General features: G+C 64.9%; 12 protein-coding genes. 9 read left to right on the forward strand and 3 right to left on the reverse strand.

The genetic code is table 11. The features are described from left to right. Nucleotides 1–191 precede the first annotated feature (191 nt). The 6 genes from hpf to GA615_RS18795 all read left to right on the forward strand — a co-directional run bounded on the left by hpf (nucleotide 192) and on the right by GA615_RS18795 (nucleotide 8,049). Nucleotides 192–572, forward strand: coding sequence for a ribosome hibernation-promoting factor, HPF/YfiA family (hpf, locus tag GA615_RS18765; protein WP_152052856.1), 381 nt, complete (start codon nucleotides 192–194; stop codon nucleotides 570–572). 102 nt (nucleotides 573–674) lie between these two features. After that, on the forward strand, nucleotides 675–1,145 hold the full coding sequence (locus GA615_RS18770) for a PTS sugar transporter subunit IIA (RefSeq protein ID WP_152052857.1): 471 nt from the start codon (nucleotides 675–677) through the stop codon (nucleotides 1,143–1,145). Beyond that, nucleotides 1,120–1,647 (forward strand): HPr family phosphocarrier protein, encoded by a 528-nt coding sequence (locus GA615_RS18775; protein WP_235905549.1) that lies wholly within the window; start codon nucleotides 1,120–1,122, stop codon nucleotides 1,645–1,647. Before GA615_RS18770 ends, GA615_RS18775 begins: the two co-directional genes overlap by 26 nt. Continuing rightward, nucleotides 1,644–3,566: a phosphoenolpyruvate--protein phosphotransferase gene (gene ptsP / locus GA615_RS18780; protein WP_235905550.1), complete on the forward strand. Its 1,923-nt coding sequence runs from the start codon at nucleotides 1,644–1,646 to the stop codon at nucleotides 3,564–3,566. Before GA615_RS18775 ends, ptsP begins: the two co-directional genes overlap by 4 nt. A gap of 168 nt (nucleotides 3,567–3,734) precedes the next feature. Next, nucleotides 3,735–4,490, forward strand: a complete 756-nt coding sequence (locus tag GA615_RS18785; RefSeq protein WP_152052859.1) for a TIGR03936 family radical SAM-associated protein — start codon at nucleotides 3,735–3,737, stop codon at nucleotides 4,488–4,490. A 160-nt stretch (nucleotides 4,491–4,650) separates the two neighbouring features. Further along, nucleotides 4,651–8,049: an Rne/Rng family ribonuclease gene (locus tag GA615_RS18795; protein WP_201750238.1), complete on the forward strand. Its 3,399-nt coding sequence runs from the start codon at nucleotides 4,651–4,653 to the stop codon at nucleotides 8,047–8,049. A gap of 89 nt (nucleotides 8,050–8,138) precedes the next feature. Here the strand turns inward: GA615_RS18795 and GA615_RS18800 are convergent, their stop codons facing one another. Next, the gene (locus tag GA615_RS18800; RefSeq protein WP_152052860.1) at nucleotides 8,139–9,254 is read right to left on the reverse strand and encodes a 3-isopropylmalate dehydrogenase; all 1,116 of its coding nucleotides are present in this window, start codon (nucleotides 9,252–9,254) and stop codon (nucleotides 8,139–8,141) included. 367 nt (nucleotides 9,255–9,621) lie between these two features. Here GA615_RS18800 and GA615_RS18805 point away from each other — a divergent pair, with 367 nt between their 5' ends. After that, complete coding sequence (locus tag GA615_RS18805) at nucleotides 9,622–11,070, forward strand: serine/threonine-protein kinase (RefSeq protein WP_152052861.1); 1,449 nt, start codon at nucleotides 9,622–9,624, stop codon at nucleotides 11,068–11,070. Between the two features lie 82 nt (nucleotides 11,071–11,152). Here the strand turns inward: GA615_RS18805 and GA615_RS18810 are convergent, their stop codons facing one another. Then, nucleotides 11,153–11,467: a hypothetical protein gene (locus tag GA615_RS18810; RefSeq protein WP_152052862.1), complete on the reverse strand. Its 315-nt coding sequence runs from the start codon at nucleotides 11,465–11,467 to the stop codon at nucleotides 11,153–11,155. Continuing rightward, complete coding sequence (locus GA615_RS18815) at nucleotides 11,448–13,913, reverse strand: hypothetical protein (protein ID WP_152052863.1); 2,466 nt, start codon at nucleotides 13,911–13,913, stop codon at nucleotides 11,448–11,450. Before GA615_RS18815 ends, GA615_RS18810 begins: the two co-directional genes overlap by 20 nt. 216 nt (nucleotides 13,914–14,129) lie before the next feature. Between GA615_RS18815 and GA615_RS18820 the strand changes: the two genes are divergently transcribed. Further along, the gene (locus GA615_RS18820) at nucleotides 14,130–15,629 is read left to right on the forward strand and encodes a glycosyltransferase (protein WP_161602420.1); all 1,500 of its coding nucleotides are present in this window, start codon (nucleotides 14,130–14,132) and stop codon (nucleotides 15,627–15,629) included. A 273-nt stretch (nucleotides 15,630–15,902) separates the two neighbouring features. Then, nucleotides 15,903–16,634: a GntR family transcriptional regulator gene (locus GA615_RS18825; RefSeq protein ID WP_235905551.1), complete on the forward strand. Its 732-nt coding sequence runs from the start codon at nucleotides 15,903–15,905 to the stop codon at nucleotides 16,632–16,634. The last annotated feature ends 14 nt before the right edge of the window (nucleotides 16,635–16,648 follow it).

A 16,648-nucleotide genomic window follows, 5' to 3' on the forward strand; every position in this document is an offset into this window, starting at 1 on the left:
CTTCCGGAGCATACGAGATCGGTCGGGCCGGTCATAGCCCCGCCCGCCGTCTCACCCGCTCCTCCCGATCGCCGAGGCAGGCGACGCAGGACCCTTGACCCCGATGGTCCCCAAAAGTTAATCTCAATGCGCGCCCGACTGGTTCAGCAAAACACGCAAGAGACGGGCACCGTGCGGTAAGGAGTTTTCGGGTGCATATTGAAATTTCAACCCGTCATGGCCTCATTCTCGAACCAAAGCAGCAGCAGTACGTGCAACAAAAGGCCGAAAAGCTGCTAAAATACTTTAACCGCCTCATGGAGATCGACGTCGTGATCGACCATCCCAAGAATGGATGGTCGATGGAAATGGTCGTTTCCGCCGAGCACAAGCACGATTTCGTGGCCCGGAGCGATGCCCCGGGGCTTGAGACGGCCACCGACCAGGTCGTCCACATGATTGAGCAGCAGATTCGCCGTTACAAGGATCGGATTCAGGACCATAAAGACGAGGTTCCCCACGGTGGTACCTCTCCGACGCGGCCGGACCTTCCCGAGCCGCCCGAATCGTCTGAGGCCCCCCAGGTTGACTGAACCGGGACCGGCTGTCCCGTCCGGCGACCTTCGGGGTACCTCTGAGGCGATGAGCCGCACGATCCCTCGGGGCCGGCTTCGCCTCGATGGATGGAGAACCGCATGAAACTTTCGGATTTCGTCGTTCGCGATGCGGTCATTGTCGACCTCCAGGCAACGACCAAGGAAGAGGCGATCCGTGAAATCGTCTCGGGCCTCCGCGATGCCGGCCGGCTGAGCGAGTCGGACCTGGAAAGTGTCACCCGTGCCATTCTCAATCGAGAGGAACTGGGCTCGACGGGCATCGGCCAGGGCGTTGCCGTCCCCCACACCCGACACCCCATGGTCGATCGCCTCATCGGGACCGTCGCGCTGTCGAGCAAGGGGGTCGAATTCGCCGCCCTTGATGGTGAACCGGTGGACATCCTGTTCCTCCTCGTTTCTCCACCCAATCAGCCGGGAGATCACCTCCGGGCGCTCGAAAACATCTCCCGACACCTGAAAGACGAGCAGTTTGTCCGGTTCCTGCGTCAGGCGAGGAGTCGGGAACAAATCCTCGATGTGCTCGATGAGGCCGACCAGTCAAGCCCTTAAGACCGCCTCGGCCCTTGTGGCCGGAGCATCAGCCTTTTTCTTGAAGCTTGCGGACGTCGAAGGGACGGTCGCTGTGATGCCCCCAGATCTTCGTGACCCCAGGCAGATGGCCGCGGCTGATGGCGGCCCTCGCCGGACCGGATCGCTGATGAGTCAGGACCTTCACCGAGTTCGTCGTCGGGTGGAAATTACCAACCCGTACGGCTTGCACCTCCGACCCGCCGAGAAATTCGTCGGCCTGGCCGGGCAGTTCCGCGCCGATGTCCGGGTACGTTACGAAGGCCGCGATTGCAACGGCAAGAGCATCCTCGACCTGATGACCCTGGCCGCCGAGTGCGGTTCCTGGCTCGAACTCGAAGCCCAGGGGCCCGACGCCGAAGCGGCTGTCTCTGCCCTGGTTGAGCTGGTCGCCACGCATTTCGGCGAGAAAACCAGCTCTGAGGATTCCCCGGTCCAGCCCCCCGAGGCCGATGCCAGCCCGCCCGAAGGGCTGCACCCATGACTCCCGGCGCGCGTCCCGCGCCGGCCGACGCCGTGCCGCCGCCGACCCTCGATCCGATCGTTTCGGCCACCGACGCGACGTCATTTGTCCCCCCGACGCTCAGGGATCTCGCCGTGTCATCCCCCGCCACCCCACCCAGGACGATGAGGGTTCTCCGGGGAATCGCCGTCAGCCCCGGCGTTGCCATCGGTCCCTTGCTCGTTCTGGCCCCTCGAGGGCCTCGGCTGACCCGACGCTCGATCCCCGCCTCGGCGGTCGATCTTGAACTGCTCCGTCTGGAGCAGGCCGTCGAATCGGCCCGAATCGACGCCGAAGCCGCCGAACGCGACGCCCGTCAGCGGCTCGGCCCGCAGTATGCCGACATCCTCTCGGCCCACGTCCGGATGATCGCCGATCCGACGCTCCGCGAGGAAGCCGCCGCCCGGATCAGCCGCGACTTGGTCACCGCCGAGCACGCCATCTTCGAGGTCCTCGACGGTTACGCCCGACAGCTGGAGCGGCTCGGTGCCGCCCATCTCGCGGCCCGGGCCGCCGACGTCCGCGACATCCAGCACCGCATTCTCGACCAACTGACCGATCACCCGCCCGCCCCGTCTCCGGCCGATTCGGCCGTCGAGCCCCTCTTGCTGCTGGCCGAGGATCTGACCCCGAGTGAGGCGGCCGCCCTCGACCCCACTCGGGTCCTCGGCTTCGCCACCGAATCGGGGGGACGGACCAGCCATACGGCCATCATCGCCGCGGCGCTGGAAATCCCGGCCGTCGTCGGCCTCGGCCGCGTTCTCGATCAGGTCCGAGACAGCCAGATGGCCATCATCGACGGTGATGCCGGGCTGGTGGTGCTCGACCCCGATGAGCCGACCCTTGGCCGTTACCGCGTTCGGGCCGTCGAGCAGGCCACCCGATTCGCCGAGCTGGCCCAACTGTCCGACCTTCCGGCCGAAACGGCCGACGGGGTCGGCATCCACCTGCTCGGCAATATCGAGTTTCCCGCCGAGGTCGAGGCCTGCCGAGAGCGGGGAGCCGAGGGGATCGGCCTGTTCCGAACCGAGTTCTTCTACCTCGGCGCCGACGGTCCTCCGGGTGAGGACGAGCAAACGGCCGCCTATGCCGAGGTGATTCAGGCCGCCGCCGGTCGTCCCGTGACCATCCGGACCCTTGACCTGGGTTCCGACAAGGTCGAACCTGGACGACCTCAGCATGTTGAGCCGAACCCGGCGCTTGGCCTGCGCAGCCTCCGCCGATCGCTCCGCGATCTGGGACCGTTCCGGACCCAACTCCGAGCGATCCTCCGAGCCGCCGCGGTCGTCGGCGGCGATGTGCGCGTCATGTTCCCTCTGGTAACCACCCTGACGGAGTTCCGGCAGGCCCGTGCGATCCTTCACGAAGTGGCCGCCGAACTGACGACCGAGGGAATCCCGGCCCGCTCCGACCTGCCCGTCGGGGCGATGATCGAGGTGCCGGCCGCAGCCATTATGAGTGACCAGCTGGCAAAGGAGGTGGACTTTTTCTCCATCGGCACCAATGACCTGACCCAGTATATCCTTGCCGCCGACCGAACCAACGAGACCGTGGCCGACCTTTACACGTCGGCCGATCCGGCCGTGCTCCGCCTGATCGACATGGTCGCTCGGGCCGCCGAGGCCACCGGAATCGAACTGACCGTATGTGGGTCGATCGCCGGCGAGCCCCTTTATACGATGCTGCTGCTGGGCCTGGGGATTCGCCAACTGAGCACCCCACCGCACCAGCTCCCGGAGGTCAAGCGTGTCATCCGCGCCATTCGACTGGACGAGGCCCGGGCCGTGGCCCGAGAGGCGCTCCAGTGCGACACCGCGGACGATGTGCTCGCCCTGCTGACCCGAGCCCTTCACCACGCTCTGCCCGATGATCCGAGCGAGCCTGACCTGGCCCGTCAGTAACGGCCCCTCCCCGCCGCCCCTTCGAGCTTCGAAGCGGCCGGCCTCGTCATCCTCTCCGGTTCCGGCTCGTCGCCGGGTCCGGAACCTCCGGCTCCAGGCCCGTGCCGACCGGAACCCCCATCTCCTCGATCCGTCCTCGAGCGACCGACCGCTGTCACCCCAGGTCTCATGGACGACGCCACTTCGCGGCTTCGAATCCGATTCGCCAAACGCGGCGACCTCCGCCTTGTCAGCCATCACGACCTGATGCGCTGTCTGGAACGAGTGTTGCGCCGAGCGGCCCTTCCTGTCGCCCACAGTCAGGGGTTCAACCCCCGGCCGAAGCTCTCGTTCCCGCTGGCCCTAGCCCTCGGTATCGAGGGGCGGCGCGAGGTTCTGGAGCTGGAACTGGCCGAACCCCTTCGACCCAGCGAGGTGCTGCGACGCCTTTGCGACGTCGCTCCCCCCGGCCTGGATTTCCTGGAAGCGATTCCGGCCCCGGGCCGTTCCGGCCGTGTCGCGTTCGTGGAGTACCTGTTCCCGCTACCTGACGAGCGTCGAGGACCGACGGTGGACGCTGTTGCCGCCTTGCTCGACCGCCAGACGTGCCCCTACGTTCGCCGGAAGCCCGGCCGCGATGTGCCCCTCGACCTGCGGTCCTCAGTGCTCGATGCGCGAGTTGACCCGGCCGACGGCGCCCTGCGACTGCGGCTGAAGATCGACGCCGGGGTGTCCGCCCGACCTGAGGAAGTGCTCGACGTCCTCGGCCTTCGAGACCTGATGGCCGCCGGCACCGTCCTTTCCCGGACCGAGGTGGTTCTCACAACCGAGTCACCCGTGACCTCTACCGTGCCCGATCATTCGGGATCACCCCCTTCACCCCCAGCCCCTCGCGACACCACGGATCCCAAACCCTCGGTGTCGCGATCTGGCCAGAGCCCATGACCAGCCGAGCCCAGCCCGACGTCTGCCGCCCAGCCCCATCCGCTCCCTCCGAGCCTCCGCCGATGTTTAACGGCGTCGAGGCGAAGGGCGATCGGCCGGCTCGGGCCTCTCGGGCTCATCCGGCTGGCCACAACCCCATCGCCCGGAGATTGACCGAGGCATGAGCAAATCCAAAGAAATGCTGATCAACGTGCTCCAGCCCGAGGAGTGCCGCATTGCCATCGTCGAAGATGGCATCCTCGAGGAGCTTTACGTCGAACGCACCAGCCTGGAGAACTACACCGGCAACATCTACAAGGGCCGGATCGTCAACATCGAGCCGGCCATCCAGGCCGCCTTTGTCGACTTCTCCGTTGGTCGTAACGGCTTCCTGCACGTCTCCGACGTCGAGCCCCGCTACTACCGCGAACAGCTTGACGACGACGCGGTCCTCGGCGCCCGGGATCGCGGACGCGATCCGAGGCCAAAGCTCCCCCCCGAGTCGGCGCGCGGCCCCGGTGCCGGTGCCGAGTCCGACGACGATCGCCGCGCTCGATCGCGATCTTCACGACCGGAACGCAGCCGAGAGCTGCCCTCCGATCGCCCCCGAGGTCGCGGACGCGACCTCGTCGAACCGGTCCGTGACGAGGCTGCCGAGCCCCTGCCCTTCGAGGCCGAGGAACCCCTCAGCGAGCGCCGCCCGTTGCCCGATCGGCGCCGGGACCGCGACCGGGATCGAGGCCGCGATGACGTCCGGTCACGCGATCGCCTGGACGACGACTTCAACGAGCAGGACGATCTCGACCTCGATCGCAACCTGCCCGATTCGGCCGACGCGGAATCCGACGACGACGACCAGGCCGATGACCAGGGCCCTCGCGCCCCTCGCGGTCGCAGTCGAGGACGAGACAAGATCCGCGAACGTCGGATGCGCGATCGGGACCGGGATCGCCCCGACCTCTCCGAAAAAGGTCGGCGAGACCGTTCCCGTCCCCGACGCTTCGGCGAAGGACTGACCGACGAGCCGCTCGATGCTCCCGAGGTCGGCTTGCCTCCCGAGCCCGAGCCCGAGACCGAACCGGAAGATCGGCCCGCCCCCGCTCGTCCTCGCTTCGAGCGGCCCTCCAGCCCCTCTTCCCGGTCCTCCTTTGAAGGCCCTCGTGAGTTCGGCCGAGGACTCGTCCCGGAAAGCGAATCGACCAAGGAACCCCCGGCCCCCCGGCGCGGGCGATCGTCCGAACCGGAAGCCGAGGAGACCTCGTTCTCCTATCGCTGGTCGGTCGAACGGAAGCCGGAGCCCGAGGACTACGAGCCCGACCTTCCCCCGAGCAAGACCCAGCGTACTCGGCCCCCGGTTCGTCCCGAACCGACCGAAGATCGACCGGCCGCTCTGCGAGACACCGACGAGGACGCGGCCGGCCGATCGGGGCCCCCTCCCCGATCGGGGCGAGGCCCGTCTCGCCGCCGAGGTCGAGGCGAATGGGACGCCCCGGCTCCGACCGAGGCGGACGACCTGTTCGGACCGGCTCCGGAGCTGCCCAGTCGAGACGATGATTCCGACGACCAAAGCACGGAGCGGCGTCCCCGATCGGGGCGTGATTCCATCCGAGGTCGGGGTGATCGGGACCGGCCCGGTCGAGGGCTGCCTCGCGGACCTTCCGTCGAAGGGGAAGCATCCGACACCCGGGAAACCGAGCCGGGAGAATCGTCAGGCCCCGGTCGCCCTCGTCGCATCGATCGTGCCGGAGAGCCTGGCTATATTCCTCGTCGTGAACGGGCCAAGCTGCTCGATCGGTCGTCCGACCTTGAGGAACCGGAGCTGCCCACGCTCGACGCCGACTCTCGAGGCGAGGCTGAAGGCGACGACGATGAGAACCGCCGCCGTCGCCGACGCCGTCGGCGTCGAGGGCGCGGCGATCGTGATCGCGAGCCGAGTTTTGAGGCGGATCGTGACGAGTCGCCCGACTCGGCCGTGGCTCAGTCCACCCTGGGCAAGCCCCCGGCCTTGATCGATGAATCGGCCCTGGCCAACGAATTCGACTTCGTTGATCACGACGATCAGGAGGACTTCGAGAGCGAAGACGACTCCGACGCCGATGAACAGGAAGTCGTTTCCGAGGACATCGAGCCGGAATTGCTTGAGGAGATCGCCCGGGAGATCGAGGAAATCCGGGTCCTGGAACGCGAGGTCGGCTTCCGAGGCCGAGGGGCCGAGGGCCGCTCGCGAGACTCCGCCGACGAGGACGATGAGGCTCGGGAAACCACCGTCGTCCGGGGCGGTCGTCGCGTCACCGTCAAGCCGCCGATCCAGGAGGTCTTCAAGCGCGGTGACGAGGTCCTGGTGCAGGTCATCAAGGAGTCGATCGGCACCAAGGGGCCGACCCTCTCGACCTACATCAGCATCCCCGGCCGCTACCTGGTCTTGATGCCCGGCCTGAACCGCGTGGGCGTCTCCCGGAAGATCGCCGACGAAGGCCAGCGCCGCAAGCTTCGGCAGATCATGCACGAGCTGAACCCACCCAAGGGGCTCGGCTTCATCGTCCGGACCGCCGGGCTCGATCGTTCGAAGCGCGACCTGGCCCGCGACCTGGCCTACTTGCTTCGCCTCTGGAAGGTCATCCTGCGACGGATCAAGAAGGCCCGGACCCCGGCTCCGATTTATCAAGAATCGGACATGATCATCCGGACAATCCGGGACATCTTCAATTCCGAGATCGATACCATCTGGATCGACGAACCCCAGGCGTTTGAACGGGCCAGGGAGTTCCTGCAAGTCGTCATGCCTCGGTTCGTCGATCGCCTGAAACTGTACGAGGGGAAGGTCCCCTTGTTCCAGAAGTACGGCCTCGAAGAAGAGATCAACAAGATCCAGCGCCGGCAGGTCCACCTGCCCGACGGCGGCTCGATCGTCATCGACCAGACCGAGGCGCTGGTGGCGATCGACGTCAACAGCGGCAACTTCCGGGTCGAGGACGACGCCGAGCGAACCGCCTATGAGATGAACCTCAAGGCCGCCAAGGAGATTGCCCGCCAGCTTCGCCTGCGAGACCTCGGGGGCGTGATCGTCAACGACTTCATCGATATGAGGGACGAGCGGCACCGCCGAGGCGTCGAGCGAGCCCTCCGAGACGCGGTCAAACGCGACCGGGCCCGCACGAAGATTCTTCGGATGAGCCAGTTCGGCCTGATTGAAATGACCCGCCAGCGCATTCGGCCCAGCCTGAAGCGCTCCGTCTACCACGAGTGCGAGCACTGTGGCGGCGGCGGCCTGGTCAAGACGGTCGAGAGCATGGCCATCGATGCCATGCGGCTGATTGCCTTCGCCATTCACCGCGAAGGGGTCCGAAGCATCCGGGTGGACGTGTGTGAAGACGTGGCCACGTTCCTGAACAACCGCAAACGTCAGGAACTGGCGGCCATCGAATCCGGCTCGTCGATCTCGATCCAGATCTGCCCGGTCGATCGGGCCGTTCGGGAACACCTCGTTGTGCAGATTGTCGACGCCCACGGCAACGAGGTGCCGTTCCTGTCGCCTCAGAATTCCTCGTCGTTGGGCCCGCCGAACCGCCGCCGACGCTGATCACTCACTCCTGAGTGATTCTCGAACTGAAGCCAACGCCCCGGTGATCGACGCGTCTTGGACGACCGATCACCGGGGCGTATTGTCGTTCAGGAGCGGCTGATGGCCTCTCGGATCGCGCGGCCCACCTCGGAGGTCGAGCTGGAACCGCCCAGATCGGGGGTCTTCGGGCCGTTCGGATCGGCCAGGACCTGGGCCACGGCCGATCGGACCGATCCGGCGGCCTCGGCCGCGCCGAGGTGGTCGAGCAACATTCCGATCGAGAGAATCGCCGCGATCGGGTTCGCCTTGCCGGTTCCGGCGATGTCGGGGGCCGACCCGTGGACCGGCTCGAACATGCTCGGGAAGGTTCGCTCGGGGTTCAAATTGCCCGAGGAGGCGACCCCCATGCCTCCCTGCAAGACAGCTCCCAGGTCGGTGATGATGTCGCCGAACATGTTCGTGGTGACGATCACGTCGTACCGCTCGGGAGCGACCACCATGCGCATGCAGCAGGCGTCGACGTGGTGGTAGTCGGTCGCGAGCGAGGGATAATCGGGGGCGACTTCCTCGAAGGCCCGATTCCAGAGGTCGTGAGCGAAGGTCAGGACGTTGGTCTTGGCGACCAGGGAGACGAGCCCTCGCTTGCCGGCGTCTCGGGCGGCCGGGCTGAGGCCGGGGAAGACGCGGTCTTTGGCCCGTTTCTCCGCCAGGGCGAAGGCGTAACGGAGGCAACGCTCGACGCCAGCCCGGGTATTGATGGAGGTCTGGATGGCGACCTCTTCGGGTGTTCCCTTGCGGGTGAAGCCACCGGCGCCGACGTACAGGTCTTCGTTGTTCTCTCGAACGACGACCATGTCGATCTCGCCAGGCCCCTTACCCTTGATCGGCGTCTCGACGCCGGGCATGAGCTGCACGGGTCGAAGGTTGATGTATTGCTGGAACTCGAATCGGATGCGGAGCAGGAGCCCTTTTTCCAGGACTCCGGGAGGGACGCGAGGATCGCCGATCGCTCCCAGCAGAATGGCGTCGCACCCGGCGAGTTCCTGAAGCACCGAGTCGGGCAGGACCTCTCCGGATCGGAGGTAGCGGTCGCTCCCCAGGTCAAACGACTGGAACGACAGCCCGAGCTTGTGGGCCGATCCCAGGTCTTGAAGGATGGCGAGTGCCTCGCCAATCACCTCAGGACCCACACCATCACCGGGGATCACTCCGATCGTGGCCACTGCGTCTCCTCGCTCTTGGTTCAATGTGCGTGGAAAAGTTCGGAAACTCGAAGGGTCACCCGGCTTGCCGGGCACCCGTAGAATGAAGGGTGCATCTCGAAACTGATCCACCCTTCGATTCGATGCTGCCGCCGGAGCCGTTTGGTCCATGGACCATCGCGCGGGGTCCCGTCAGGCTCTCCAGGATCGGGAGGCCCGTTGACAATCTCAAGCGGCGCTTCATACTACGAAAAAACCGGGCTCCGATCGACGCCTCGCTCAGGACGATCTTCGATCGGTTTCCTCGGTTCGCTTCACAGGTTCGAACACATCGCGCCGCGCTTCATCATCCATTCGACCGATCGACCACGCCAACGGAATGACGCTTATGGGCACCTCCGCCGAAGGAAAGACTCCGGGCCCGCCCGAAGCCGCTGCGCCGAAGCCGACCGCCGCTCCCGCCCCGAGTGGTGGATCGAAGCCGACCGCCGGTGCCCCACCAGCTGCTCGGGCTTCCAGCCTTCCGAAGCAGGCCCCCGCAGCTTCGAAATCAGCGGGACCAGGGCTTTCGGCCTTGTCGGAAGCGAATCTTGAGCAAACGGTCATCCGGCGGGGCCTTGTGACTGAGCAAGAGCTTCAGACCTGCAAGGCCCACCGAGCCCGGCTTGCCGAGTCGGGCCAGGGCGAAGGGAAGGGCTTGCTGGAGGTGATGGTTGCCGCCAAGGCCCTGACTCCGACCCAGGCCCAGCGGTTGCTCCGCGATCTGGGACGCGAGGCGCAGAAGAAGCACGAGATCCCCGGCTACCAGCTTCTCGAAAAGCTCGGCAAAGGGTCGATGGGGATCGTTTACAAGGCCAAGCAAACGAGCGTCGATCGGGTGGTGGCCGTGAAGGTCCTGCTCGACGTGCTGGCCCGGAACAAGGAATTCATCCGCCGTTTCCAGCGCGAGGCGACCATCGCCGCCCGCTTGAATCATCCGAACATTGTCAACGCGATCGACGCGGGTGAGGTCAACGGACTGCATTTCTTCGTGATGGAGTTCGTCGAAGGAACGACGATCAAGGATGTGATCGAAGGTGGCCACATCTACGACGAACCCGAGGCGCTTCGGATCGTTCTGGCGGTGGCCGAAGCCATGAAGCACGCCCACGAGCGTGGGTTGATCCATCGCGACATCAAGCCCGAGAACATCATCCTGACCAAGGACGGCAACGTCAAACTGGCCGACCTGGGTCTGGCTCGCCTGACCGCCGACGAAAAACAGGCCGTGGCCGAGGCGGGCATGGCCATCGGCACGCCGTACTACATCAGCCCCGAACAGGTTCGGGGAGCCACGGATGTCGATATTCGGAGCGATATCTACAACCTCGGCGCGACGCTCTACCACATGGTCACCGGCCGCCCGCCGTTCCCCGGCGACGACCCGACCGAGGTGATGAAGAAACACGTCGACAAGTCGATCACCCTGACCCCGCCCGACCATCTCAATACCCGCCTCTCCAGCGGCCTTGGCGAGGTGGTCGAGACGATGATGGCCCGCAACCGGGAGAACCGCTACCGCGATCCCGGCGATGTGATCATTGACCTGAAAGCCCTGATCGAAGGCAATCGCCCGGTCATCGCCGAGCAAAAGGCCGACACCCTCGCCAAGCTGGCCGAAGGGGACGCCGACGAGGACGAAGCCTTCTACGATGACGAGCACGGGCCCGGCATGACGGATTCGGAGCGGGTGGAACTCGCCGGAATCGTCAACGCCCGGAACAATATCATCGCGGTACTCGCCATCCTGCTCGGTCTGTCGCTGGTGTCGAACATCATCGTGTTGATCGCCCGCTGACCACGACGAACCAAGCAGTCGGCCAGGACGCAGCGGGGCGGACCAATCCAGGTCCACCCGCTCGTCAGGAGTGATCTTGTGTTCAATTCTCGCTGAAATTGCTCAGGTCGAGCGCTCGAATGAGGTCGCGGCCGAGTGGGTCTTTCAAGAATTTCTGATGGCAAGAGGGGCAAAGGTCGTAGCGAAACCCCTTGTAGCCTTGTTCCTGATGGGTGTCCGAGGCCTGATACTCCTCGTTCCGAAGGGCTTCGGCAACGGCCTCCATGTGATCATCGTCGAGATCGGCATCGGTGATCTGATCAGGATCGTGCCCGGGGTAGGCCTCGATTCTGATCACAAAGCGTGGTTCGCCTGCGCAGAGATCCTTGCCGCACAGATCACACGTGTAGTGGACCATCAGCGTTGTATCCTTCGAACTGAGGGGACGAGCCGGACAACCTGTCCCCAGTAACCAACGGATTCGATTCTAACGCCAAGCGCGGAGCGGGTCCAAGTGGCTTTGTCCGGTTTTTCACAGACTCAAGACCCGCCAGCAGCACGATCCCCGTCAAACCGAGCAATGATCCTCCGATGGCCCAACGGACTTCAGGCGGGTCGTACTCCAGTTCGATCCGCCCGACACCGGGCGGCACCGTGACCTCAAGAAATGGCCCTCGCCCACGCCGAACCGGGAGCGATCCTTGATCACACCAGGCTCGCCAGCCGGGAACATGGACCACAGGAATCTGAATTTCTGGATCGTCTGTTTGTTGGATATGAGAATTTGTTCTGACGAGATCGAGACGGTCAACTATGATCCGCCCGCCGTTCTGGCTCACGATGGCTGAGGACGATTGCGGCAGATCCCAGTGGCCAACCCAGACCCGGCCGATCGGAACGACCCGGTCAAACAAACCCTCTGGCGGTGGGGTGGCGCCGACGACCGCGACCACCTGGCACGCAAGCAGACGGTCTCGGGCCCGAGCGACGCCCTCCCAGGTGATCGTCCGGCGACTGGATCGTGCTTCGACCCGGCTCGCTGCCGACTCGTACAGCGGTGCGAGCCAATCGGTGATCGAGGCCAGTTCGATCGCGTCGTAGCACCGAATGTCGGCAAGTCCATAACGCATGAGCATGTTTGGAGGAAGCTCCATCCCGACACTCAAGACCCGAGCAGGCGGAGCGGCTTCGCGTTTCAGATGCGCGATGACTGGGCTATCGGGGAGGTAATCAGTCCGGGCGATGGTCGGGTTTGCCCCCCACAGCGATACGATCAGATCGAACAGAATGATTGCCAGGACGACCGCCTGTCTGCCGCGTGTTCCGACGGGTAAGGCGGCCGCCACCGCCAGCGAGGCCAGCAGCGCGGCACTCATCCCGAGCGAGAACCGATAGCCGGTCATCAGGTTCCGGACCTGACGATCGGCCAGAATCTGGGCATCGTCCGGGTCGAGGTCGGCCGATTGCACCGCGGCCTGAGTGTAGTGAGCGATGACTCGATCGCGGATCGAAGATTCCCAATGAGGCAGCACCACGGCTCCGGCAGCGAGGACCAGCGCCCCGGAGACCCACAGCCACATCCAGATCCGCCAGGACTTCGATGTTTTCCAACTGGCGAGCCGATCGAGCCCGATTGCTCCCAGCCCAACCAGGCCGAAGGCGATCCAGAGGGTCATTCGTCGGTGGTCGGTCACGTCGAGCACCGGCAAGGCTCGCAGCAGGTTGTCGATCGGTGGGAGCCGGAAGCTGGCGCAGGCCCCCAGTGCCAGCGAGGCGATCAGGAACGTTCGAACCCGACCGCTGCCGAAGGCGATCCCGACCGGAGCGAGCCAGATCACGGTTCCCAGACCTGCAAATCCGGCCGCGGCTTCGTTCTGATTGTTCACACCGAGGGCCCGGGCCAGGTTTGGCTGACCTCTGCGCTGGCTGCCGTAGAGGTTTGGCAGGGCGGTGTTGGCCGCTTCCAGCAGCCTCGGAGCCGCCACGGTCCAGGGAGAGCCCTTCTCCAGCGTCCGGTCTTCCCAGGCAGGACTTCGAGCCAGGTAGAACCCCAGGGGGAGGATCGTTACCGCGGCGGTCGTGATGCCGAGGAGCATGGCCGCCCCCCAGGCAAGCACGGTCTTCCCGGCGCGAGGGGCCGCGGCATTCCAATCCCATCCGGGAAGACTTCGGACAATGAGATAAAGGAACGCGAGCATGAAGCAGTGAGCGCCCGTCTGAATATGACCGCCCAGCAGAACCAGCGCCGCCGAGGCCGCGACGGCGGCAATCGGCCTCGGTCCGCCACGTCGGATGAGCCACTCGGTCGAGGCGATGAGCCACGGAAGCCAGGCGGCGACACTGGCGAGCGGGTAGAGCAACCAGAGCGTCATGAATCCGCAAAGCGGGTAGACGAGGCCGGCAAACCATCGTCCCCAGGGTCCGAGACCCCAGAGATGAGCCAGTCCAAACATGCCTAGACCCGCAATCCAGAGACGGGCCGCGGCGATCCAGGCCAGGGCGTCGGGCATCGTGCCGATGTAAGCGATGGCGGCAATCGGGTCGAAGACCGCACTCTGGCCGTTCGCCAGATGAGGAACCCCACAGCCGGCCCGATCGTTCCAGAGCGGCAGCCGTCCCGAGCGGATCATCTCCCGGTTGAAGGTGATCCAGGGCTCAAACTGAAGCATCGGGTCGGTCAAAAGCCGGTTGGACGGCTCGAAGGCAAAGCCGGATGGTTGCCCTTCGCGGTCGAAGCTGCGCTGAACGAACGCAAGATCGGACGGACTGAGCACCCGATCGCCTATCAGGGCTGGCCCCAGCGGAACGGCGATCACCGCGGCCAGAGCCACCCCAAAGGCCACGAATTCGAGCCGGGCCGTCATCAACCGAGCCTCCATGCTCGGAGCGTCGAAGGTGCCAATCCCTTGAGCCGCGTCAATGTGAGCCTAGGACACTTCTCCCAATCGATCAAGGCGACTTTGACCACCGTCCCCCCTGCCCTCGACATCGGACATTGACGCCAGGGATCGCTCCGTTATGCTGACGCCACGACCCCAGGGATCGGCGTCGTCGGTTGCAAGATGCAGGAGCGCATGAAGATGACCGCAGCGATGAGTAGTCACCCCCGGCCTCAGACGCGCCGAGGCCCCTACCGCATCCTCGTCAGCACCACCGCCTGTGCCAAGGACGTCCGCCGATTCATGGGGAATGCCGATTACTCGTATGCGTTTGTGCTCAAGGCCCTGGCGCCGGTGCTTGATCAACTGGGGTCGTGGCAGGTGGTCGAACAGCCCGAGAGCAGCCTCTCGTATCAGGCCGATCAGGCCCGGCGCGACGGATTCACACCGATTCACCTCTGTCTTCATCCACCGCACAACGCCTTTCTGACGCCCGACGTGCCGACCATCGCCTTTCCGTTCTGGGAGTTTCCCTCGCTCCCCGACCGTGACATGGGGCTCGACACCCGGCAGAACTGGAAACGGATTCTTGATCGAGCTGATCTGGTCGTGACCGCTTGCCGATTCACCGCCTCGGTCTTTCAGCGCGAGGGAGTTCGGCCACCCGTGGCGGTCGTGCCGGTTCCACTGTCCGAGTCGGCCTTTGCCGTGCCCGATCGGACCTTGAACGAGTCGGTGGAGTTGGAATGCCGGCACATCGTGTTCGAGGGCTGGAGCGATGCGGCGATCGAATCCGAGCCTCCCCCGTCCCCTGCTCCGGCCGATTCGGCCCCGGATCGCCCCGCCTGGCATCGGGCGGCGGCAGGAGCCTATCGCCGGGGCCGGGCGTTCTACAAACAGCACATCATGCGTTATCTGAGTGAGGAAGCGGCCGAACGGCTCTTTCAGACGAAGAACCGATTGCTCGGCCGTACCCCCACGCTGCGCATTGCTCGGCCCCCGGTGGCCCCTCTGCACCTGAGCGGCCTGGTCTTCACGAGCATCTTCAACCTGGGCGATCGTCGAAAAAACATCGACGACCTGCTCAGCGCGTTCCTGGTCGCGTTCAAGGATCGCCCTGATGCAACACTCGTGCTCAAGCTCGCCACAAACCCCGACCGTGAATACTTCGAGCTCAAGGAACTGCGTGCTCGATATCATCATCTGAATCTGCCGCACGCCTGCCGGGTGGTCGTGATCACCGACTATCTGAGCGACGAGGATCTTGCCTCGCTAAACCGAGCCACCACCTTCTACCTGAACACGAGTAAAGCCGAGGGGGCGTGCCTTCCTTTGCAGGAGTCGCTCGCCGCGGGACGGCCAGCGGTGGCCCCTCGTCATACGGCGATGGAGGATTACATTGACGATCAGGTCGCGTTCGTCGTCCGAAGCGCTCCCGAGCCAACCTTCATTCCGCACGATCCCGAACCCCGGTTCGAAACCTTCTGGCATCGCCTGAACTGGCAAGACCTGCACGACCAGCTTCTCGAAGCGGCTCGAGTTGCCGACCGCGATCCCGACCGCTACCGACGCATGGCCGATGCCGGCCGCCGTCGGATGTCCAGGCTCGCCTCTCGACAGGCCGCCGCCCGTGCACTGGCCGAGGCGATCGCTCAAATCCCTGAGTCGGCCCACCAACGGACCCTCGCCTGGCCAGCCTGAGCTAATCCCTTGCAATCCCCTGCAGCCCCCTCATTCTACAGAATCGTTGCGTGATTCTGTCGAAAAACTGCTTGCGAGACGGGTTCCGAGATCGGTAAGGTGGGAGGGTCATGAATGGCTCTCGATACGAGCCACGCGTTCCCTCCCCTTTCAGTGCTGCTGGCGAACTCATCCCAACCACGGAACGAACATCGGCCATCGCGTTGCGGGGGTCGATTGGTTCTGTTGGATCGATGCGCGTCGCAGCGTCCTGCCGCTTTCGGATCGACCTCAGTGACGAGCCCCGCCCGACCTGCCGCGTTGAAATGTGATCATGGCCTGCGTCGTCAAACGATCGTGGAGACGTTGCTCGAAGATGTCATCCGGGGTCGTCTCGCGCCGGGTCAGCACCTCGTCACGCAGACGCTCGCTGACCGGTTCGGCGTCAGCCACACGCCGGTTCGAGAGGCTCTGATTGCGCTCGCCGGCATGGGGGTTCTGGACGTTTTGCCGAACCGAGGGGCGATCGTCCGCCGCTTCACCGCGACCGAGGTCCGGGAGATCTGCCAGGTCCGCCGGGCGCTCGAATGCGAGGCGGTTCGGAGTGCCTGTGGTCGGATTGACCCGGATGAACTAGCCGCCTTGCGGAACGAGCTGGAAGCGATGGTCGGAGTGCGGTCGGGCGATCGGCCCCGGTTCGTCCTTCGCGCCCGGGAACTGGATAGCCGCTTGCACGACCTGATCGCCGGGTCGAGCGGTAACGCCTTTCTGGCCGAGGAACTGGGACGCTTGACCTTGCTCTTTCGCGCCTTTCGCGATGCCGGGTGGGCCCGCGATCAGTCTCGGAATGATTACCGTCGCCTGGAACTGGAAGCTCACGAACACCTGGCGATCGTCGATGCCTTGCTCCAGGGCGACCGGGTCGGTGCCGTGCGGGCTATGAGCCGCCACATCCGGTCGGGCGTCAAGTACTGGAGCCGAGCCCTTCCGCAATCATCAGCATCGTCGCAATCAAACCATCCTTGATCGGCCCGAGTGGC

Source organism: Tautonia marina (assembly GCF_009177065.1).
GTDB classification, from domain to species: Bacteria; Planctomycetota; Planctomycetia; order Isosphaerales; family Isosphaeraceae; genus Tautonia; species Tautonia marina.